The following is a 22,964-nucleotide window of genomic DNA, read 5'->3' on the forward strand; positions in this document are numbered from 1 at the left end:
CTGTCAGCCCTGTGCATCCGCCCGCGAGCATGAGGTACAGGCGCCCTGTCCGCGCACTCCGCACACCTGGCGCACCGTCCTAGCGCCGGGAGATCTGCTCACCCTCCGCCACTGCCTCGCGTAACTGCCCGACCAGCTGGCGCAGGCTCTCGTCCAGCTCGACTTGGTCCGCGGTCTGCGCGACGATCTCGGCGCGCACCTCGTCAACGTACGGCTGCCAGGTGTCCCGGGCCCGCCGGGTGAAGTCGGCGACCACCTGCTGCCGCTTCTCGGCCGCTGCCCGGTCCTGGTTGCGCCGTCCGCGATCGGTCCACCAGTCGCCGGCCAGCCCGGTCAAGTAGACGGCCAGCGGCAGCGCCGCCTCTACCGTGCCGACGTGCCGGCCGAGCTTCTGCGCCGCCTTTCCGGACAGCTTCTCGGCGGCCTTCTTCGTCGCCTTCGCGTCTTTCTCGGCGGCGCTGGTGAAGGCTTTCAGCACACCGACCGCCATGCCGCCGATCGTCTCGACATGGCCGGCGAGGCCCGATTCACGAGCCGGGGCCTGCTCCGAATCCAGCGTGGCGACCAGCGACGCGAAGCCGGCCCAGGACGGCTGCGCGCGCTCACGCTCCTTGCTCTTACGGATCGACTGCAGTAGCCGTTGCAGGCGTACGTCGTGCTTGGCGAACCACTCGGCGAGCGCCCGCTCGATCTCGGCCTGCACCGCGTCAGTCCCGGCGCCGGGCTCGAACGAACGCCGCAGCACCTCGTCGACCAACCCTTCGAGGCCGGCTTGGGCGGCACGGTCGAGCGCGTCGAGTTCGCCCTCCCACGCGTCGCGTTTCTCCACGCCACGGGCCGCCACCTGGGCCTGCGTGGCGTACTCGGACAGCTGTTCGCGAAGCTCGGCCAGAGTTTCGTCGAGCGCCCGGATCCAGTACCGATGACCGGCAGCGGCACGCCACTGCGGCAGCGCCGACAGCGACACGGTGGCAAAGGCCTCGGCGAGCGCGTCCATGCCGTCCCAGGGCCGGAACTCGTCCCATGTCTCCGGGCCCAGATCGGTGTCCGGCCCGCCGGTCTGGAACGGGTCCGGCGCCACCACGAAGATTCGCGCCTGCTCGTCGAGGGCGAACATAGCCCGCAGCTCGCCGACCTTGCGCTCGCTCAGCTCGCGGTACTCGGCAAGGTCGTACTCCGGGTTGACCCCCGCCTCGTCGAAGCGGGAGATGACGAACCACATCGTTGCGGCCGGCCAGCCCTGGGTGAAAACCTCCTTCAGCACGTGGTGCTCCGCCGTGGCCAGCTGCGAGGTCATCACCACGACCGCGATGTCGGTGAGCCCGACCGCCGCCAGCGCCCGGCGGGTGTTGTTGCGCGCCCGCAGGTCGGTGGCGCCGGCAGTGAACCCGGGCGTGTCCCGAACCAGGCATCCGCCGATCTCGGCGTCGTTCACCTCGAAGGTCTCGTGCCGGGCGCTGATCGTCAGCCAGCCGGGAACTTCCTGGCCGGCGTCGACGAGCAGCCGGCGCAGCAGCGAACTCTTGCCGGTGTCGTAGGAGCCGAACAGGGTCACCACCGGCCGGTCCAGTCCCGCGAACGCGTCCCAGTCACCGGCGTAGCGCTCGGCCAGGGAGCCGCCGGGCAGCCGACCCAGCCAGTCCCGCACTGCTGCGATGTCGACCTCTGTCACTCGTTTCCCCCTTGTGTGCCGGTCAGGTCGTCCGCCGCCGCGATCAAGGTCGCGACGGTCTCGGCCTGGACGGTCGTCGCGTCGATCCGGTCCTTGGCCGCCGTAGCGCGGTCGAGCTGTTCGTCGAGCATGGTCGCCAGCTGCGCGGTCCACTCCTCGAGATGTCCGGCCGGCCCCTGGCTGAGGATCTGGCCGACCAGCCCGGCGGCTGCCTCGTCGATGTCCCGCAGCGCCGACTCCTGCCGGCGCTGGTGCTCCCCGGCCTTGCGGCTGTCGTTCGCCATCGCCGCGGTGTCCATCACGATGCCCACCGCCCCCAGCACGTATCCGGCCTTGGCGACCTTGAGGCTGCCGTTCACCGCGCCCCACGGTTTGAACTTGACGTCGAAGAACTTGCCGATGGTGTAGACCGCGTCTCGGTTCGCCAGGGCCTTGGTCAGCGTGGCGGCCGCGCCGGTGACCTTGCCGGCGCCAGCGGCCACGCCGTCGTGCCAGGCCTCGGCCGGTCCCTCGAACTCGGTCGCGAGCTCGGGCGACACCGAGAGCCGGGCGGCGGTCATCTCGCGTCCGATCGCCGACACGTGATCGCTGCGCCACTCGTCGAGCTTGACTCCCGCGTCGTCGAGGAACCGCTGCAGGTCGGCCTCCACCGCCGGTGCCTTCCACCAGGACTCGACCAGCTCGGTCAGCGTCCGGCCGGCCTTGTGGTCAAGCCGGGCGACAGCGGACTTCGTCGCGACCACGTGCCGGTTGACCACCCGACGGGCGTCCTCGCGCAGCGAGTTGTCCAGGACCACGGCGTCCTTCATCGCGGCTTGCAACGCGGCGATCACCGGCTCGGACCGGCTCAACTCGTCCACTTCCTCGGCCCGCGTACGCTGCAATTCCCGCTGATGCCGCCGCAGGCCGGTGACCGCGGCATCGAAGGCGGCCGCGGCCGCCGCGGCCGACAGCTGTTCGTCGGAGAGGTCAGCCAGGACACCTGTCAACGCGGCCACGCCGTCCCACAGCCGGTGCTCGTCGAAGTCTGCGGCCGTAGCCTCCGGTTCGTCCCCGGCCAGGCCGAACGGGTCCCCGGACAGGCAGTGCACCCGGTCGGCGCCGACGTCGACGCCACCGGCGGCGAACGCGGCCCGTAGTTCTGCCCGTTTGCGGTCCTGCAGGTTGACGTAGTCGGTCGGCACGGTCAGTGGATCCACCCCCAGCTCGTCGCAGCGATTGACCAGGAACACCGTCCGCTCGCCCTTCGCGGCGACCAGCTGCCGCACGAGCGAGGTATCGCCGACCAGCACGTTGATATGGACCACGACGAACACCAGGGCAGCCTCGACGACCGCCTCGCCCGCGGCGGTGTCGTGCGCGTCGTTACCGCTCTGCAGACCCGGTGTGTCCACCAGGTCGAATCGACCCATCGGATAGCGGGTCGCCGCGGTAGTCGCCGGCACCGCCCGGATGTCGAACACCGCTCGCCCCGGGCCACCGCTGTCCACCACGATCCGGCGCAGGAGCGACGACTTACCGGAGTTGTAGTCGCCGAGCACCGCGAAAGCCGGCCGCTGCGCGGCGACGCGCCACATCGTTCGTACGACGTCGAAAAGCGCCGAGTCGGACCGGGCCGCCGTCTCCAGATCAGCGCGCCAGGCCTCGATGCCCGCCGCAGGCGGGGTGGTGAACGCCGCGACAACGGCTCGCGCCAGTCGGCCACGATCCTGCTCGGCGCGCTCGGCGTACATCTTCGTCGCGTCAGGGTCGATCGGCGCCGCACGCACCTCGACCCCGGACGAGAGCCAGTCCTCGCCGAGCAGCACGCGGGCCACCTCAGTCGGGGTCTCCCCGATCCGGTGCTGCGCCCGCACCAGGACGCCGGTCACCGCTGGCGCCGGATCGATCGCCTCGGCGCAGGCCCGCACGCTGTCGATCAGCCGCTCGGCCCGATCGTGCGCCGCACGTAGCTTGATCGCGGCGCGCAGCGTGTCGCCGACCGTGCTGCCCAGCAGCATCCACGCCGCGGTGCGGCTGTCGCGGACCAGGGTGTCCTCGTAGCCGGTGAAGGTCCGGTCCACCGCGTCGTGGCAGTCGGCAATGGCCTGAGCCACCGCCCTGCGGCCCTCCTCCACCTTCTTGTCGGTCATCCTCTTGCCGAAATGCTGCTGGATCTGCCCGGCGATGCCGACTCCGGCCGCGGTCAGGCCGACCACCCAGCCGATCGGGTTGGAAAAGATGGCCAGCGCCGCCACCGGCACCGCGAGAGCGCCCGCGCCGAGCGCGATACCGGTGCCGCGGACCACCTCACCGGCCACCCCGCTGCCCTCGCTGCCACGGATCCGCGCGGCATGCTGCTGTGCCGTCTCGCCGTCGAGCGGCGCCAGATCAACCTCGACGCCCAGCTGACGCCGCAGGAACGCCTCGCAGTCCGCCCAGACAGCACCCAGCGCGGCGGAGATCTCCTCCTGGTTGTAGGCCGTCTCGGTGAACTTCGCCTCGTCGATCACGATCCGGTCGGCGGACGCCCGGTTGATCAGCTCGTCCACGCTGGTCTTCGCCTGCCGGTGGCACTTCGCCAGGTGCGAGGCGGCCAGGTGCCGGGCGTAACGCTCCAGCGCACCGAGGGCCGGCGAGGTGTACGGCACCCCACGCGCGTGCTCGGAGACTCCGACCAGTTCCGTGCCGAGCACCGGGTCGTACAGCCAGGCGGCACGTTCGGCCTCGTCGGGATAGCCCAGCACGGCGAAGAACGACTCGATCTCCGTTTCGCAGGCACGCGCCTGCTGCTCGACCTCGGCCGCAAGGGCGGTCAGTTCGCCGATCGCTCGCCGGCACCGGGACCGGATGTCCTCGCGCACAGCGGCCAGCCGCAGATCGGCGGCGCCCTCGGCGATCGCGGTCACGATCAGACGCTCCAGCGTGCCGAAGTTCGACCAGCGTTCGAGGTAGTCCGTGCCGAACCGTTCACGTTCGGTACGGAACCCGGCCGGGCTCAGCCCGCGGAACGGTTCGGCGGCCCGGGCGATCAGGGCCCGCCGGCTCTGGATCGCGACGACGGGGGTGCCGGGCAGCCCGATCTGGGCAAGCTGGGTGCGGATGTTGTCGGCGTGCTGGCGTACCTGCTCGGACAGGTTGCGGCGGGCCCGCTCCGGCACCAGAGCCGGATGCCGCCAGTGATCGTTGCGGACGTTGAGCACCGCCACCACCGGCTTGCCGTGATCGCGGATCCAGGCGGCGATCTTCTCGAACTCCAGCGCCTGCTGGTTCTGGGTGTCGAAGCAGAGCAGCACGATGTCGGCGATCGCAACAGCCTTGCGAGCCTTCGCCTCGAGGCTCTCCCGGCTCTCGGTGCGACCCCAGCCGTTGATCCCGGGTACGTCGTACAGCCGGCAGTCGCGCCAGTCGATGAAGTTCACGTCGGTGGTCCAGTCGCTAGCCGCCCACCGGGAGACATGTCCCCCATCTAGGCGGCCGAACGCCGACAGCAGGGTGCTCTTGCCGACACCGCTGCGCCCGAAGAACACGATGTTGAACGCCCCGAGGGATTCGCGCTCCCGATCCAGGTGCGCGCGCAGGCTACCCGGGAACCAGTGAGTGAAGCCGTCGAGTCGGTTGACCGGGTCGGGCCCGGCCTCGGTGCCCGGCCGCCCGTCCGCGAACGCCTCGGTCAGTTTGCCGGTCAGGTCGTCCAGCCGGGTCAGTTCCTCATGTCCCTGCTCGACGGCCGCTCGCACGGCCTCCTCCAGGGACAGCCCCTCTGTCGTCAACCGCATGCTCCCCCGCCCAGGCCACCCACAGTGCTCGTTCATACGCGACGGTCCAAGCCCGGACAAGCCACCGGACGGCCAAGATCGACCCCGACTGCGCCCCGCCGATCATCGGTCCGGGAGCCACGCCGCACAGCCCAGCCAGAAACGCCAAATTCATCGTCATGCCGAAGAAATCGGAAGGCTGGCTCCCCGAGAACACCGGCAAGACGCCCCATCGGGAGCAAGTTGTTTCTTGGCACTCTTCTCCGCATCGGGAAGGTCGCTCAACTCCGCGAGCCTCACTATTCGAGGCAGGGATAATCTTGCCTTGACCGGTGGGTTGCGCCATGCCCCTGGAGCAAGGGGGGAGAAGTATGGATCGGCAGCAACTGGCTGGATTCGTACGGGCGCGGCGCGAGGCGCTGCGGCCGGAAGATGTCGGGCTCCCGCGGGGGCCACGGCGCCGTGCCGGCGGATTGCGGCGCGAGGAGGTGGCGGCGTTGGCGGGCATGTCGGTCGATTACTACAGCAGGATCGAGCAGCCGCGCGGGCCGATGCCGTCCGAGCAGATGCTTTCCGCGCTCGCGCGCGCACTACGCCTGAGCCGGTTCGAGCGAGACCACCTCTTCCAGCTCGGCGGCTTTGCGACGCCGCCACGGGACCACGACAGCGGTGTCAGCCCCACCCTGCGGCGCGTCTTCGAAGGACTCTCGGATGTGCCCGCACTGGTCATGACCAACCTCGGCGAAGTGCTTGTTCAAAACCCGCTGGCGATGGCGCTGATCGGCGATTACACACGGTTCACCGGTCTATCCCGTTACCTTGTCTACCGCTGGTTCACTGACCCGTCCGCCCGCGAGCTGTTCCCGGTCGAGGACCATCCCAAGCGGGGCCGGGTATTCACCGCGGATCTGCGTGTGGAGTATGCCGCCAATCCGGTCGGCACGGCCGGCGAAATCGTTGCGGCATTGCTGGAAGCGAGTTCCGAGTTCGCAGCGATCTGGCGATTGCACGAGGTGGACGTGACTCACTACCTCGAACTCAAGCGTTACCGGCATGCCACGTTGGGCGAGCTGGAAATGTATGCTCATCCGCTACTGGATGTTGATCATGCGCAGTACATGATGGTCTATGCTGCCGTCCCCGGTTCCCCGACTGACGAGAAGCTCAAGCAGTTGGCCGCCACAGTCGAATAGCGACAGAGGGTGAAAGGTTGAGGTCCGGGGAATACCTCCGGGCGGCGATCCTTTCTCGCCTCCGCACGCTGGCGTCGCTGAAGCTGCCGCGATTGCGAGTGCGATGCGGTCTGGTGCCGCGCCACCAGTGTCTCGCCGGCGTGTGCCCGAAACCCAGCCGACCCGGCGCCCTGCTCTCGGAAACCGGCATGCCGCTCCCCGGCACGACGTGGAGCCGAAACGGCTGATCCATGTTCTGCCAGACCATGGATAACGAGAACATTCATCCGCCTCCAGGTTCCCGCCATGCTCGAGCGGTCGAACCGAAGCGGTGGTGAGCGGCATGGATCGGGTCAGTCCGGCTCCGCAGCTCATCTTTGAAAGGAGTCCCGCCATGAAGGCGATGCGTTTCCATGAGTACGGTGCACCTGAGGTCCTGCGCTATGAGGAGGTCGACCAGCCCGTACCCGGTGTCGGTGAGGTCCGGATCCGGGTGGTGGCGACGTCGTTCAACCCGGTCGAGGGCAACATCCGGGCCGGTTTCATGCGAGGGCCGATCCCGGTGGCTCTGCCGCACACCCCCGGCGTCGACATCGCGGGCACGGTCGATGCGCTCGGCGCGGACGTGACCGGCTTCGCGATCGGCGACCCGGTGATCGGTGCCTTGCCCCTGATCAGCCCTGGCGCGGCCGCCGAGTACGTCATCGCCCCGGCGCCCATCCTGACGGCGGCACCCACCAGCGTCCCTCTGGAGGACGTCGCCGGGCTGCCGCTGGTCGGACTCACCGCCTGGCAGGCACTCTTCGATCACGCGAAGCTGACCGCCGGGCAGCGGGTACTGATCAACGGCGCGGGTGGCGTCGTCGGCGGTTACGCGGTCCAGCTGGCCAAGAACGCCGGGGCGTACGTGATCGCCACCGCCGGAGCGCGTAGCGGCGAGCAGGCCGAGGCAGCCGGCGCCGACGAGGTGTACGGCCCCGGCCTGCCCGAGCTGACCGAACCGGTCGACGTCGTCCTCAACTTCGCGCCGGTCGACCCGGAGCAGCTGGCCGCCACGGCGGACCTGGTCCGTGACGGGGGCGTGGTGGTGAACACGACGGTGTGGATGCCGGCGCCGTCCGACGAGGCCCGCGGCGTACGCGGAATCAATCTCTTCTTCCGGCCCGACGGTTCGCAGCTCGCCCGACTGGTGGCGCTGCTCGACTCCGGCGAGCTCCGCCTGGCCCCCGCTCGGCGCGTGCCGCTGGCCGACCTGGCGCATGTCCACACCGAGGTCGCCGCCGCCCCGATCAACGGCAAGATCGTCGTCCTCGCCCCTGCCGCAGCTGTCTGAGGAGGCGAACCCCGATGACCGGCGATGTCGTGCTCCCCGTCCGATCGCCGATTTCGCTCTCACTGTCCCAGCCGGTGAGCGGACATCGTTTCGGACTCGGTCTCCCTATGTAGACGCGCCGGCTACTTAGACTCGCGAGCATGACCCGCGCACCGGCCGAGCACGACGGCCTCGGGCCGGCGACCCGGACCGGATTGTCGCCGGCCCGGCTGGCCACCGGCCTCGGTCTCGGCCTGGTCACACTGATCGGCACCGTGATCGTCCAGATGGGTCAGGTCGGCGGGCGTTACGGCGTCCGGCAACTGGACCTGTGGGGCGCCCTGTTGGTAGTCGTCGCGGTCGTGCTGATCGTCACGCGGCGTGGCAGTGCGCCGCTGCCCTCGCTGGTCGCGGTCCTGCTGCTGGTCAACGGCTATCTACTGCTTCAGTACCCGTACGGTCCGGTGCAGCTCTGCATCGTCGTCGCGATGTACGAGGTGGCCCGCCGCCGCCGGTTCGGCCCGTCGCTGCTGGTTTGCGGCGCGGCAGTGGTGGTGACCTCGGGCACGATCTATGTCCGACTCCTCGGCGATGTGACTCTTCCGTGGTTGCTGGCGCTCGCCTGGGCGGGCTGGCTGGTCGTCCCGTGGCTGCTCGGCGCTCTCGTGCAGACCATCGCGGCCGGGCGGGAACGCACGCGCCGGCTCCTGATCACCCAGGGCGCCATGGAGGAGCGGGCCAAGCTCGCGGCCGATGTGCACGACGTGGCCGGACATGGTTTCGCCTTGATCGCGATGCAGGCCGGTGTCGCGCTGCTCGATTTCGACAGCAAGCCCGCCCAGGCCCGCCGGTCACTCGAGGCGATCCAGGCGACCAGCGGGAAGTCGCTGAGCGAGCTGCGCGGCATGCTGGACACGTTGCAGGACGAGTTCTCCTCGGCTCCGGCGGGTGAGCCGGTGCCGCCGTCCGAGGCGGAGAGGGCCGGGCTCTGCGGGCTGGTCGACCTGGTCACCCAGGTCCGGGCGGGCGGACTGCCCGTACGGCTGAATGTGCGCGGCCTGGACCGGGAGCTGGACGCCGAGACCGACTCGGTGTTGTACCGGGTCGTGCAGGAGTCGCTGACCAATGTGCTCCGGCACGCCGGGCCGACGACCGCCGAGGTGACCGTCGAGCAGGACGAGGAGACTCTGGTGGTCCGGGTGTCCGACCACGGGCGAGGTGGGCCGGTCGAACCGGACGGCTCTGCCCGGGGTCTGGCCGGTATGCGCCGCCGCGTCGCGGCTGTCGGCGGAACCTTGGCTGCCGGCCCGTGTGAGGGCGGTGGGTTCCGGGTGGAGGCCCGGCTGCCGATGGGGAAGGGTGCCGCATGATCAGGGTTGCGCTGGCCGACGACCACGAGCTGGTCCGGATGGGTCTGCGGGCCCTGATCGACCGCGAGGACGACATGACGGTCGTCGGCGAGGCGAGCGGCGGGTTGGAGGCGATCCAGCTGCTCAGACGCGAGGGTGTGGACGTCCTGCTGCTCGACGTCCGGATGCCCGGGATCGACGGGATAGAGACGCTGCGCCGCATCCAGGCCGATCCTGCGATCGCCGGCACCCCGGTCATCGTGGTGACCACGTTCGAGATGGACCGTTACGTGTTCCTCGCCCTTCAGGCGGGTGCGGCCGGGTTCATCCTCAAGGACGCGGTGCCGCACGAGTTGGCGCGCGCCATCCGGGTGGTCTCGGCCGGGGAGGCGATGCTGTCGCCCTCGGTGACCCGTCGGGTGATCTCGCTCTTCGCCCAGCAGACCGCGGTTGACCCCGCGCTGGATCCGAGCCTGGACGAGCTGACGGAGCGCGAGCGGGAGATGGTCGCCTGGGTTGCCACGGGGTTCTCGAACGAGGAGATCGGGGCCGCGCTCTTCGTCAGCCCGGCGACGGTGCGCACCCATGTGAGCCGGGCGATGCTCAAGCTCGGCGCCCGCTCCCGGGCTCAACTCGTCGTGATCGCCGTCCGGGTCGGCTTGACCGTGCCCCGCTGAGCGGGCTCGCCGCAACGGGGCACGGGCGGATCAGGCTGCGCCGCCTGCTCCAGTGGCGTCAAAGAGCGCTCCTCATCAGGTCAGCGACAGCGCGAGGGCGCCGAGCGATGTGACCAGATAGACGGCGCAAGCCACCCTCACCGCTCGGCAGCGCCTCGGCTCCGGCCAGCCCAGCCACCGCGCCGTCTCGGCCACCATCGGCAGTACCAGCACCCCGTGCAGCGTGACGCCGTGCAGCGGCTCCAGGAAGCCGGCGGCCTCGTAGGCCTGCCGGGGGTCGCCCTGTCGCACCAGGACGGTGCCTTTGGCGATCATGACGACTCCGGTTCCCAGCGCGGCGATCAGCAGCGCGAAGCCCACGCGCATAGCGAGCACCAGGTCGCGGCCACCGCGAACCCGGCCCCGCAGCGCCACGAAGGCGAGGACGCCCAGCGTGATGGCGAGAAGCGCGCCCCCGATGGCGAGGCTCATCGCGATCCGCGTGTCGAACGGCGTCTCGGTGTTGAAGTGCGACGGCACCCGCCGCCACGCTTGGATCGAGATGCCGGTGACCTCCACGGCGCAGACGGCGGCGAAGATGCCGAGCACCCAGGCGCGCGTCCGCGGATTCATGATCAGCTTCGAGGAGACCCACGCGACGGTGATCAGGGTGAGGCCGAAGGAGAGCCCGAACGTGGTCGGCTTGCGCCACGAGACCGGACCCTCCCACGGCGAGTCGTCGACCAGGAACACGACGAAGTGTGCGACGCCGGACAGCATGAGAAAACCGCCGAGCGCGTACGCGACCGCCTCCACCCGTGGTCGTCTGCGGCGGACCGGTCCGGCGAGCGACATGGTGTTACGTGTCGTTGGCGTCAAGATTCCCCCCGGGGCTCGGAAGCTTCTCAGCGCGGAAGCGGCGCCTTGCGGTGATCGCGGGTGAGCGCCATGACCGCGCTGACCAGGGCGACGGCCTGACCTGCCCACTGCATGAAGACGCCGATCCAGACGTCGAACCTGCCCGGCTCGCCGAGCCGGCCCCAGACCGAGCCCTCGATCAGGCCGCCGACGGTGACGAACAGCGCCGCGATCAGGCCGGCGACAATCACCCAGCGGTAGCGCGGCAGGGCGAGGACGAGGATGCCGGCCACACCCAGGATGATCGGCCCCGGTGGGATGTCGGGGAATCCAGGAACGCCGACCGAATATTGGATCAGAACGCCGAGACCGGCCACGAGCAGGCTGATACCGAGGGCCGTGCGCAGCGTTGTCGAGGTGCCATTGCGGGCCATGTCGGGGTTCCTTTCGGGGATCGTTCAACCTCCCCCAGCCTGATCGCCACTGGCCCTCATGGCGTCCGCGTGGTGCGGCAACCCGCGTACGTCAATTTGCGTAGCACCGGTTCCGCGACACACCGAAGATCGACGATCTCGGCCTTGAGCTCGAGCGGTGAACGCCCTCCTCCGCCGCCGCGATTAGCCGATGGGACACTCCGATGTCGCCGTCAGTGGGCGCTGGGCCCCGCCATCCACGGGCCGTCGAACATCGCCGGTGTCACCGCGATCCCGGTGATCGCGGTCATCGCGGCGACGGCCCGCTTCGACGGGGGCAGGACGAGGATGCCGGTGCTGCCTCCCTCACCGTCGGGGCCGGGAAAGCCGGCCGCGCTCAGGGCGTCGTCGAAACGGTCCGGCACCCTGCCCCAGCGGCGGAACGTGGCCGGGTCCAGACCGGTGATCAGGGCGGCGCCGGACGCGTACAACAACTCCTCGCGGTGGGGGTTCTTGTAGATGGAGCACGCCATGCCGCCCGCGGCGGACAGGAGGGCCAGCACGTCGAGGTCGGCACCGACCCAGCCCGTCGAGCCGTCGAACTCCAGCACGAGAGTCAGGCCCTCGCCGATCTCGCGGGCGACGAGCAACACCCCGAAGGTGTCCCAGGTCAACCCGGCGGCTTCCGCCAGCGTCGACGCCGACCGGCAGTCCGCCGGATCGACCTCCATGCCGGACAGGGCCTCGAAGACGTCGCCGCGTGTGAGCGTCACACACCAGCCCTCACCGAACATGCCGACAAGGTCGATCGGATCCTTCATCAACAACTCCCCCGCCTTTCGGCTCCGGTGCAGGCACTCAACCCTTCAGCGGCCCGCTGATTTCCCTCGATGCGTCAAGTTCGACGAATGCCAGGGGTATCACCTGTCGGGTGAGCCCCTTTTCGACCTGGTAGCGGTCAGACAGGGAGCATCCAGGAGTGGTCACCCCGAGCCATGACAAAAAGTCCGCCGCTTTAGATCATCGCGGTCGACCTTTTCGCAGGCCCAGGCGTTCTCCGACAGCCCGGACGGCAGCCTGCTCGATCGGTGCGTTGAACTCGATATAACGACGTTGGGGTTGCAGAGCGAGAGAGAGGACGATGCCCGGTTCACCACACATCAGGAAACGGGGGGATCAGGTCCGGGCGTGCGTCGTCGTTGTACCAGATGAGGAAGACGATTACCGCCACAGCGATGAACATGATTACGAAGAACATGAGGCAACCGCCACACGTGGCCCCAAGTCCACCTTCGTTACGTGATGGTTCGGGAAGGCCGTGTTCCTCCCAGTAGCCTGGCATCCGTATCCCCTCAGCCCTCGCGTCGAAGTCCTTCGATTTTCTGTCGTGACTCGACGAAATCCCATCGGAAGCGTTTGCCGAATCGGTAGGCCGGACGAACTTGCCCTCCACACGTCGCTGCGGATGCACCACTCGGCAGCTGCGAAAGGCCCTGATGTGCATCCGGGCGTCGAGCGGCTCAAGCTGTAGCGACGAGCGGAAGCTGAGCACCCTGTGCGGCTTTAGCCAACGGCCCCGCCGTCGTCGCGACGCTACGTAGCACGGCAATCGGCTGGCACCGCCTCAACGGCGCCACCAACATCGCCCGCGCCACACGCCAAGCCAACCGCCGCTCACACGACCTGATCACCGCCGTGACCAGCAGCTGCCCGACAACGCAATGCCCCGGGGGAAAGGCCCCGCCTCCCGCGGGAGACGGGGCCGGGCCGGTCAATCGCTTATACGGATCACCCCGATCACAGGGCTCTTCGTGCCCGAGCGCTGGTTGTCATAGATGACCTTGCCGGACTTCGAGGTGACGACCAGCCGCAGCGAGTCGGTCCGGTCCAGCGGGCGGCCCGAGTCGGTGGCGGTCGCCTCGAAGGTGACCTCGGCGCCGTTCGCCTTGGCCGTTCCGCGCAGCAGAGCCTTGCCGTCGGCCGCGGCGAGGACCGTCAGTGAGCTGCTGCGCAGCTCGAAGCCGGCCGCGGTGTAGCGCAGCTCGCCGGCCGGGGTGCCGGCCTTCTTCGGGTACGCCGCGTGCAGAGCGAACCCGGCGGCCGAGCCGGTGCCGCAGATGCCGCCCAGTATGCAGGAGCCCGCCGGGGATGCCGTCACGCCCGCGCCCACGATGGATGTCGCCGGGTCGTAGACCATGATCTCGATCTCCTGACTGGTGGTCGTGCCGCCGTCGTCGTCGTCCTTGACGGTGAGCGTGACCGAGTAACGGCCCGCCTTGGTGAAGAGGTGCGGCAGGGTCGTGGCACCCTTGCCGTTCGCCTCGGCGACCGCGCCCTCGTACGCCTTGCCGCCGATCTTCCAGGAGGCGGTGTGGGTGTCCGCGGCGCCGGCGTCGGTGAACGAGGCCTCGAAGGTGAGCAGCGCGCCCGTGGCCACCATCTGGCCCGGAGTACGGAGAGTGATCACGGGTGCGGCGTTGGCGACCTTCACGACTTGGGTGGCGGTGGCGCTGCCGCCCTTGTCGTCGGTCACCCGCACCGCCACCGTGCGGCTGCCGTCATCGGTGAAGAGGTGGCTCAGGTCGAACGACTTGCCGTTGAGCTCGACCGGCTGCGGGCCGTCACCGAAGTCGGCCGTCGCCGTCCAGGTGTCGGCGTCCGGGTCGGTGATGGTGCCCCGGCCGGTCCAGGTCCCGCCCTCGGTCAGCGACGCGGCGCCGGTGAACTCGACCTTGGGAGCAGTGTTCGGGGTCTGCGCCGCGGTCACCGTGGCCGTGAAGCGGGCCGTCGTCGACAGGCCGCCGTCGTCGGTCACCGTGACGCTCACCGGGTAGCTCCCGGCCTTGGCCCAGGTGTGGTCCAACGCCAGCCCGTGGTCGCTGACCGGCACCTCGTGCCGCTCGCCGTCACCGTAGTCGGCAGTCGCCGTCCACGACGTGGACGTCGGGTCGGTGAAGGTGACCGTACGCTGGAAGCGCTCGCCGGTTGTCAGCGCGACGTCCGGACCCGCGGTGATCGACGGGGCGGTGTTCGCGTCCGGCCGGGTCACCGCGTACCAGACGTACCCGTAGGCGGTTTCCTTCTTGGAGTCGGTGACGGTGAGCACGACGACCCCCTCGCTCGGTTCGGTGAACGTCCGGCTGATGCGCACCGTGCCGCCGCCGCGCCGCGGCACGACCTCGGCGTCGGCCTCCGGCTCGTCGCCCCACATGACGCGGGCGGTGTGCGTGTCGTCGAGGTCGGCGTCGGTGAAGGGAATCTCCAGGACGAGCGGCTTGCCGGTCACGCCCTTGTGCACCTCTTCCGACTCCTCGATCACCGGGGCGTTGTCGGCCTCGATGCCCGTGCCGGTCAGCGCGACCGTGAACGCCGGGGCGGCACCCTGCTCGGTGGTGAACCGGAGCTCACCGCGGGCCGCGCCCACCTCGGTCGGCGTGAAGGTGAACTCGACCGTGCACTGCGCGCCCGGGGCCAGTTCGACCGGACAGGTGTCGGTGTGCTGGAACGGGCCGGTGGTGTCGATCGTGTACAGCTTCATCGCGTCGGGCTGGCGGTTGGTGAGCGTCACCGAACCGGGCCAGCTGGTCCGGCCGACCCGCACCGGATCCGCGAAGTTGAACGCCGTCCGGCTCAGCGCCGGCATCACCGTCGACGTCGTCGACGCCGTGTTGTCGGCCGTGGCCGGGTCGGGCACCGCGAGGCTGCCCACCTGGGCCCGGGCCACCAGCGCCGTGTTCTCCGCGGTGTCCGCGGCTATCTTCCCGGTGACCGTGACGGTGGCCGTCGCACCCACCGGCAACGCGGAGATCGTCGTCCGGACCGCGTTACCGACAACCTTGCACGCGCCCCGCGTCGTCTCGCAGCCCTGCGGGGTCACCCCGGCCGGCAGGGTGACATCGGCGCGCACGCCGGTGGCCGCGTCCGGACCGGAGTTGGCCACCGTCGACGTCCACGTCACGGTCTGTCCGGGCGCCGGTGTCAGGTGTGACACCGCCTGGTCGATCCGCAGGTCGGCGTTCGCCTCCGTCGGGGTGAGCAGGAACGAGCGCGCCTCCGTGGAGTTGCGTCCGTCCGCGCGCAGCTCCCGGGTCGTGCCCCGGGCCAGCACCTGTCCCGAGGAGTTCACGTCGAGCAGCGAGGTCAGGTTCAGGCAGGGGTCGGCCGTCGTCGGCGTGCAGGTCGGCATCGCCAGCAGGTCGGACAGCATGTACTGGGTGCCGTCCAGCCACAGCGCCGGCTTGCGGTCGGTCCCCACCCCGGCGAAGCCCGCGATCAGTCCGGCGTCGTTGATCGCGGTGGCGTGACCGTCGCCCAGGTCGATCGGCTTCCCGTCCTTCCAGAGGAGGGCTGAATACCGCATGTCGTCCTGGTGACGGCAGAAGTAGGACCCGACGATGTCGCCGCGATGGTTGATGTCGTTGGCGCTGCCGCTGGTGGTGGAGCTCGATTCGTCCCCGCACTCGGGCACCGGGAGCTTGGTGACCTCCCCGTTCGTGTACGTCGCGGGCAGCCCCTCGTACGGGCCCATCCAGTTCGAGGCGGTGACGTAGCTGCCGGTCACGGTTCCCTTGTCGTTGATGGCCGTGGGACTCCAGAACTGCGGATACTCGGGCAGCCGCTTGAGAGACCCCTTGGACCACATGATCGGGCTGTCGTAACGGGCGTTGTACGGCCGGTAGTTGCCGAACACCTGACCGTTGTCGTTGAGGACCCAGGCCGCGCTCTGCCGGCCCTGCAACGCGTCGTTGTCGTGCAGGTCCTTGGCGGTGCCGTTGGACCAGACCACGGCGTGGCTCCCGTTGCTGTAGCCCGGCTCACTGCTTTCCAGGACCGAGGAGGAACCCGACACATCGCCGGCCTCGTTGATGCCGGAGCCGTACGAGTTGCAGGCGCCCTTGGCCTCGTCGCACGGCGGCATCGGCAGTTCGGTGAGCTTGCCGTCCTCCCACCGGACCGCGCGGCTGCGCTGACCGTCGACGTGCCCGTCGCCGACCCCGGTGATCGCCGTCGCGGCGATCTGGCCCTTGTCGTTCAGGCGGCCGGCCGCGGTGTTGCGCGCCCAGCCGCCCGGTAGCGCGCCGAGCTCGGTGATCGAGTACCGGCCGAACTTCGCCACGACGTCGTGGTCGCGATCCATGGTGACGGTCAGCGTCCCGGCCGGCTTGGCCACGCCGTCGACCGTCCAGCCGATGGGCATGCGGCCCGCGTCGGCCTTGGCCGTGATCGTCACCCGGGTGCCGACCTTGTACTTGTCCTGCTGCGGGCTCGCGGTCGCCGTGCCGCCGGGCTGCGGCGTCAGGTTCAGCTCGAACTCGCGGGTGTCGGGCCGCTGCACCTGCACCGAGGTGTGCGTGATGCGCTTGTCGGTGCCTTTCTCGGCCTGCACCGTGACGGCGTACGCGCCGTCGGGCAGGGCGTCGGTGACCACGCCGTAGGCGCCGTCGCCACGGTCGGCGAGGGTCACCTCCCGGCGCTCGCCCTTCTCATCGGTCAGCACCCCGGCCACCGTCGCACCGGCGAACGCCCGGGCGGTGAGCGTCACCTTGCCCGCGTCGTCCGCCGTGGCGTCGGTGGTGATCGTCAAGTCGTTCCCGTCCACCCAGGCGGACAGGACGACGTCGGTGGCCTCGGTGCCGGCGTTGGTGACCTCGATGGTCCACCGGTCGGCCCAGGGATACTCGGCCGCCAGCGTCTGGATCGGCTGCCGGGCCTGGTCGCTGTTCGGGGCGTACCTGGCGGCGACGGTGCCGTTGGACCGTTTGAGCGTGATGCCGATGGTCGGCGGCAGCGCACCGGTGACGCCGAACACCGTGGCCTCCGGCACGTCGACGGTCAGTGTCTCGGTGGCGCCGGCGGCTACCGTGGCGGCGGGCGTGTCGAACGTCGTACCGGAAGCGATCTCGGGCTCGGCCGCCGCCGGCGCCTTGGCCTTGGCCTTGGGCTGGTTGCGGCCGGCCGACAGCGAGGCCAGGCGCGGCTTGACGTAGGTCTCGAAGTCGTCGGCGGACTCGGTCATGTCCAGGTGGTTGACGCCGGTCCAGGGAATGTCCTGGTAGATGTACTGCGCGCTCTTGACGGGCACCACGATGTCGCCGTCCGGGTAGGGCTTGCAGGGCACCCGGTTGCCGGTGCCGACCAGGTTGGAGACCGGGACACCGTTGAGGTTGGTGACCCCCTGGTTGAAGACCTCGGTGATGTACTTCGGCGTCAGCTGGAGCGTGGCCGGCATGAACGGGACGAGGCGCGGGATGCGGACGCCCCCGATGGAGGTCTGGTCCATCAGGAAGTCGGCGCACGGCGAACCCATGTTCGGAGTGCCCAGCTGGATCAGCCGGTTGACGACCGGTTTGCCGTCGGAAGCGGTCGGCATGTCGTCCTGGATGTACTTGCGGGAGATGAGGCCGCCCATCGAGTGGGCGACGATGTCGACGTGGGTGGCGCCGGTGGCCTTGCGGATGCCGTCGATGTAGGTCGCCTGCTCCATCGCGTTCCCGGCCAGTGTGTTGGTCGGGGCGGCCGGCTTCCACTGGTTGCCGGTGTTCAGCACGCCCGGTGCCTGGCCGTCACCGACGGCGTAGCCCTTGAGCAGCGGGTGTCCCTTGGTGAGGATCGGGGCGTACTTGCCCCAGGACGCCTCGGCGTTGCTCTTGTAGCCGTGGGTGAGGATGACCGGTTTGGGGCGGATCACGATCGGCGCCGTGCGGCCGTCGCGCGTCACCCCGCCGGTGACCAGCTTCGCGGCGATCACGCGGTCCGAGACGGGTTTTGCCCCGTCGGTCCAGGCGAAACCGGCGGTGTCCCACTCGATCTCCTCGGTCACCGTCTCCTTCGGGGACAGGATCTCGTCGCGCGTGCCGCCCGGCAGGTCCTTGCCGGAGACGGTCTCGCCGATCCGCAGCTGCGTGAACGCGAAGAACTCGCTGCGGTTGACCAGTTTCGCGGTGATCCGGACCCGGTTGCCGTCGACCGTGCCGGCCGCCTCGACCTGCTTCCACTCGGTCGAGGGATAAGTCTGGGTCTCCAGCGTCAGCGACTCGATGACCGGGCCCTGCTTGGTCAGATCGAGCAGGAATGCGTGGTCTACGTCCGCGCCCTCGGGCCGCCCCACGCCGGCGATCTGCCCGAGGTCGTTGATCGCGTTCGCCTCGGTCAGCGTCCAGCCCGAGTCCGGCGGCAGCAGGGTGTTGAGGTCGGTCGTGCCGCCGTTCTGATAGAGCGCCGCGCGCGGAGCGCCATCGGCGATCCGCATCATGCCCACCGCGGTGCCGGCGTTGTTGATCGCGTTCGCGGTGCCGCCGCGTGGCGCCCGGGGCGACGTCGGTGTGCCGTCCGCACCCCAGATGACCGGCACGTATCCGCCGCTGCTGTCGGTGGCATAGCCCGCGACCTGACCCCTGTCGTTGACGTCTTTGGCCAGCGTCCGGCCGCCGAGATACTCCAGGGTGTCCTTGCCGGGATTGATCGGCATCCCGGGGCGGGTACGGAACGCGCGGGGGGTGTCGAGGCCGCCGCCCGGGGTCATGTCGGCCACGCCGGCCACCACGCCGGACTCGTTGATCGCAGTGACCTCGATGTACTGGTCCTTGAAGGCCGACAGCTGGGTCACCTCTCCGTCCGGGTCGCGGACCCACGCGTCGCCGGCGATCTGGCCCTTCTCGTTGACCGCCCGGGCCAGTGGGGGGTCGATCACCTGGGCCCGCCCGGCCTTCCAGGTAAAGGACTGGAACTCCTTGCCGATGCCGGAGACCCGCCCGGCCACCAGGCCGGTGTCGGTGATGCCGACGGCCTCGCTGCTGTCCGCGCCGGACGGCAGGGCGGCCTGCAGGTCGGTGCGCGCGCCGAACTCGAGGATCGAGGCGCGGGGGCCCCGGTCGGCCCATACGGTGGCGGCCACCTGGCCCTTGCTGTTGATCTCGGCGACGCGGCCGGTGCCGCGGCCGGCGATGCCGAGCGAGCCCAGATCGACCAGGGTGGGACCGCCGGTCGAGGGTGATGGCGGTGGGTCGTTCTCGGCGCGGGCCGGTGACGGAGGAAACGCGACGATCGCGGTGGCGCCCAGTGCGAGAAGCAGCGGGAACCGCGCGTGTTTCGCAAACAAGAGGATCTCCGAGGAGTGACGGGCCGCCGCACAGTGCGGCGGATCATCAACAGCATCGCTGTGCCGCCTTGTCACGGCCTTGCCCCCGCAACGGCAAGGTGGCCCGCCGCGCGGCAAGGAAACGACAAGGTCGGGCCGGCAGACTCGGCACATGATCAACCCCGAACCGCAGCCGGATCCCCAGGAGACGGACGGCTGCCTGGAGGACCTATTCGCGCCCCCGGAGGAAGAGTCCGGCCGACTGCTCACGGGCGATTCCGGCGGCCCGCTCCCGGTCGTGCGCCCCGTCCCCGGTCAGCTCGGCCCGCTGTAGGTACAGCCCGGCCAAGAAGAACCGCTCGCCGATCCGCTCGCCCTCGGCGATCCCCGCCTCGGTGGTCTCGAGTGCCTCCTCGGTGCGACCGGCCACGCGCAGCGCGTCCGCCAGGGCATACGCCATGATGGGCCCGAACATGTGCCCGGTGGGCTGGGACGAGAAGATGGCGATGGCCCGCTCGATGTCGGTCGCGCCTTCGGCGGTCCGGCCGTGGCGGGCGCGGCCCCAGCCCCGGGGCACCAGGCTGAACGCCACCAGCTGGGCGAAGCCGTGTTCCTCGGCGACGGCGTAGCCGTGCTCGCCGTGCCGTAGCGCGTCCTCGGGCCGGTCCAGGAACACGGCCCGCCAGCCTTCCAGGATGTCGATGTAGGTGGCCGTGTACGGGTCACCGACCGCCCGGTTACGCACCTCGGCCATGCGCGCGGCCTCGTCCGAGGCCGCGGTGTCGCCCATCAGGGCCAGAACCTTGGCCAGCCAGCTGCGGGCGGCGACGGCCGGGTGCTGCAGGAAGATCTCCAGGCGAACGGCCTTCGCGTGCCGGTCGGCCAGCTCAGCCGCGCGTTCCAGGTGGCCCTTGGCCTCGAGCAGCCGGCCCTGGTGATACCGGATCTGCCCGCGGGCGTGGTGGTAGGCCAACTCCATGAGCGGGTCGTTGGCGCAGGCGGCCGCCATCTCGTCCGCAACCGCGTCGGCCGCCGGGAAGTCGCCGGAGACCAGCGCGATCCCCCACGTGCCCCACAGGGCCGACAAGAGGTGCTCGGTCGAGCCGGTCTCGGTGGCCAGCCGCAGCGCGCGCCGCCGCTGCACGCTCACTTCCTCGGCGTTGTAGCCGTACAGGAGGGTGAGCAGCGAGCCGAGCTGGACGCGGGCCCGCAACTCCAGCTCGGCCGCCGCGGCGCCGGGCACCGACGAAACGAGGTCGAGAGCGCGTTCCAGGTGCCGCCGTCCCTCGCCGAAGGCGAGCCGTTCCTGCGCGGCCTCGGCGGCGAGCAGGCTGAAGCTGACCGCCCGGGCGGGGTCGCCCATCAGGCCGGCCGCCGCGTGGTGGTGCGCCAGGGACGCGGCCACCGCGGCGAGGTCGCCGTCGTGGCGCCGCTCGAGGGTCTCGGCCACCTGGGCGTGCAGGGCGGCCCGGCGCATCGGTCCGGTCACCGTGGCCAGCGTGTCCTGCACCAGGGCGTGCGCGAAGGACCACCGGCCGGGGCTTTCCGGATCGGGCACGAGGATGCCCGCGGTCGCGGCCGGGTCCAGGCCCGCGGCCACCTCGGCGGGGGTACGGCCGGCGACGTCGCCGAGCACTCGCAGGTCGAAGCCGCGCCCGAGGACGGCGGCGGTCGCGAGCAGCTCGCGCGTCGCCGGGTCCAGGTGGCGCAACCGGCGTTCGATGACGGCGCGCACGGTCGTCGGGACCGTACCCAGAGCCCGCCCGGAGATCTGCCGTTCCTCGCCGAGCAACCGCACCAACTCGGCGATGTAGAACGGGTTACCGTCGGTGCGGCGACGCAACCGTTCGGCCGCCTCGCCGTCGACGTCGGTGCCGAGGCGGCCGGCGGCGAACCGTCGTACGTCCGCGGTGTCCAGGCCGTGCAGCGCGACCCGCTCGGTGCCGGGTCGCCGGGCCAGCGCGGCCAGCAGGGTCTCGCCCTGGGCCCCGCCGTCCTCGGCCGGGGTGCGCACGGTCATCAGCAGCGCCAGGCCTCCGGCGCGGGCGGTCGCGGCGACGTACTCGGTCAGCTCGGCCGACTCGGGATCCGCCCAGTGCAGGTCCTCCAGGACCACGGTGACCGGTCGCTCGGCCGCCATGGCCTCCAGGAAGGCGGTCACCGCGTCGTACAGCCGGGCCCGGGCCACCTCAGGCGCGCCCGCGACCGGAGCCGGGCGCGCGCCCGGGACGGCGTGTGGCGGCAGCAGCAGGGCGGCCTCGGCTCCCCGGCCGGTCAGCGCGCGCGTCACCAGCCCGCTTCCGCGCAGCTCGGCGAGGGTGGCCAGCACCTGAGCCCACGGGCCGAACGCCGGGCTGCCCGCGTGGTCGAAGCAGCGGCCCCAGGCCACGTCGCCGCGGTCCCGCGTCACCTCCTCGACCAGGCGCGTCTTGCCGATGCCGGCCTCGCCGTAGACCACGACCACGGCGGGCGCGCCGTCCCGGGCCCGGTGCAGAGCCGCCCGGCATCGGCCGAGCTCCTGGTCGCGGCCGACCATGTCGTCGCGGGCCGGTTGTGGCGTCGCTGCCTCGGCCGTACGCGGTGTGGCGCGCGGCCGCGGCGTCTCGGGCGCGGCGTCGAGGCTGGGGTCCTGCCGCAGCACCAGTGTGTGCAACCGCTGCAGCGCCGGACCGGGGTCGACCCCCAGCTCGTCGCTGAGCAGGCGCTGCGCCTCGTCGTACAGGCGAAGCGCCTCGGCCTGGCGGCCCAGACGATAGAGCGCGGTCATCAAAGTGCCCCGCATGCCCTCGCGCAGCGGGTGCGCGGCCACCGTGTCGGGCAACCAGGTGACCAGGTCGGCCTCGCGCCCGAGGGTCAGGTCGAGCTCGGCCGCCAGCTCGGTCGCGGCCAGCACCTGGTCCTCCAGGCGGCTCACCTCGTGCGCCGCGAAATCGGACCGGATTCCGCCGTACGGGGTGCCCCGATGCAGCGCCAGGGCCTCGGTGACGTGCGCGCGGGCGTCCTCGGGCCGGCCGGCGGCGATGGCCCGCCGGGCGGCCGAGACCAGCTCGGAGAACCGGACGGCGTCGATGTCGCGGCCGGCGACGTCCAGCCGGTACCCGGGCGCCTGGGTGACGATGATCGGCCCCAGCCGCTTGCGCAGCCGCGAGATGCAGGCATACAGCGAGGCGGTCCCACCCGCACCGGGCTGCTCGCCCCAGACCCGGCCGAGCAGTACCTCGGCCGGCACGACGCGCCCCGCGTCGATCAGCAGCGCCGCCAGGACGGCCCGGTGCTGCGGGCGACCGATGTCGACCACCCGCTCGCCGTCCCGAACCTGAAAGGGGCCGAGCACCTCGAACCGCACGTTGTCCCATCCCGCCCTGCGACCATGATCGTCGCGGACCATACCGGCCACTCCCGGCGACGTCCTCCGCATTTCGGCCGAAGGGGACGGCCAACTCGGACAGAGCCGCGTCGCGCGCATGATGCGCACCGAAGTGAGCCCGGGCCATTCGGCAGACCCGCTGTCCGCACGCGTGTGCATCCAGGCCAGGTCAGGTCGGCGTCGTTGTCACCGACAGCACCTATCCCAGCCGAGACGAGGCCATCGCCGAAGCAGCACTACACGGCATAAATAGGCCCGAACAGGCCAGGTCTTCGGACCTTCGAGCGGCCAGCCGTAACGACCACGGAGCGTTTCTCGGTTACCAAGGGAGCAAAAAGGCTCCCACCAAAA

At 70.4% G+C, this 22,964-nt stretch carries 11 protein-coding genes; 4 read left to right on the forward strand and 7 right to left on the reverse strand.

Going from position 1 to position 22,964, the window contains the following annotated elements; all coding sequences use genetic code 11:
- Positions 1–79: 79 nt before the first annotated feature.
- Both AMIS_RS32095 and AMIS_RS32100 read right to left on the reverse strand, forming a co-directional pair.
- Complete coding sequence (locus AMIS_RS32095; RefSeq protein ID WP_014446622.1) at positions 80–1,672, reverse strand: GTPase; 1,593 nt, start codon at positions 1,670–1,672, stop codon at positions 80–82.
- Entirely contained in the window at positions 1,669–5,424 is a 3,756-nt protein-coding gene (locus AMIS_RS32100; RefSeq protein ID WP_041831502.1) for a GTPase, read from the reverse strand. The genes AMIS_RS32095 and AMIS_RS32100 overlap by 4 nt, the downstream gene beginning before the upstream one ends.
- 356 nt (positions 5,425–5,780) lie before the next feature.
- Here AMIS_RS32100 and AMIS_RS32105 point away from each other — a divergent pair, with 356 nt between their 5' ends.
- The 4 genes from AMIS_RS32105 (at position 5,781) to AMIS_RS32120 (ending at position 9,919) form a co-directional block, all read left to right on the forward strand.
- Entirely contained in the window at positions 5,781–6,602 is an 822-nt protein-coding gene (locus tag AMIS_RS32105) for a helix-turn-helix transcriptional regulator (protein WP_014446624.1), read from the forward strand.
- 373 nt (positions 6,603–6,975) lie between these two features.
- Positions 6,976–7,914, forward strand: a complete 939-nt coding sequence (locus AMIS_RS32110; protein ID WP_014446625.1) for an NADP-dependent oxidoreductase — start codon at positions 6,976–6,978, stop codon at positions 7,912–7,914.
- 140 nt (positions 7,915–8,054) lie between these two features.
- Positions 8,055–9,263, forward strand: a complete 1,209-nt coding sequence (locus AMIS_RS32115) for a sensor histidine kinase (RefSeq protein ID WP_014446626.1) — start codon at positions 8,055–8,057, stop codon at positions 9,261–9,263.
- Entirely contained in the window at positions 9,260–9,919 is a 660-nt protein-coding gene (locus tag AMIS_RS32120) for a response regulator transcription factor (protein WP_014446627.1), read from the forward strand. The genes AMIS_RS32115 and AMIS_RS32120 overlap by 4 nt, the downstream gene beginning before the upstream one ends.
- 75 nt (positions 9,920–9,994) lie before the next feature.
- Here AMIS_RS32120 and AMIS_RS32125 read toward each other — a convergent pair whose 3' ends face one another.
- The 5 genes from AMIS_RS32125 to AMIS_RS32145 form a co-directional block, all read right to left on the reverse strand.
- Entirely contained in the window at positions 9,995–10,753 is a 759-nt protein-coding gene (locus AMIS_RS32125; protein ID WP_014446628.1) for a hypothetical protein, read from the reverse strand.
- A 50-nt stretch (positions 10,754–10,803) separates the two neighbouring features.
- Positions 10,804–11,190 (reverse strand): hypothetical protein, encoded by a 387-nt coding sequence (locus AMIS_RS32130; RefSeq protein WP_014446629.1) that lies wholly within the window; start codon positions 11,188–11,190, stop codon positions 10,804–10,806.
- A 212-nt stretch (positions 11,191–11,402) separates the two neighbouring features.
- The gene (locus AMIS_RS32135; RefSeq protein ID WP_014446630.1) at positions 11,403–11,990 is read right to left on the reverse strand and encodes a DUF6461 domain-containing protein; all 588 of its coding nucleotides are present in this window, start codon (positions 11,988–11,990) and stop codon (positions 11,403–11,405) included.
- A 950-nt stretch (positions 11,991–12,940) separates the two neighbouring features.
- Complete coding sequence (locus AMIS_RS32140; RefSeq protein ID WP_041830191.1) at positions 12,941–19,267, reverse strand: PKD domain-containing protein; 6,327 nt, start codon at positions 19,265–19,267, stop codon at positions 12,941–12,943.
- Between the two features lie 208 nt (positions 19,268–19,475).
- Complete coding sequence (locus AMIS_RS32145) at positions 19,476–22,634, reverse strand: AfsR/SARP family transcriptional regulator (RefSeq protein ID WP_014446633.1); 3,159 nt, start codon at positions 22,632–22,634, stop codon at positions 19,476–19,478.
- Between the last annotated feature and the right edge of the window lie 330 nt (positions 22,635–22,964).

The organism is Actinoplanes missouriensis 431 (genome assembly GCF_000284295.1).
Classification (GTDB): Bacteria; Actinomycetota; Actinomycetes; order Mycobacteriales; family Micromonosporaceae; genus Actinoplanes; species Actinoplanes missouriensis.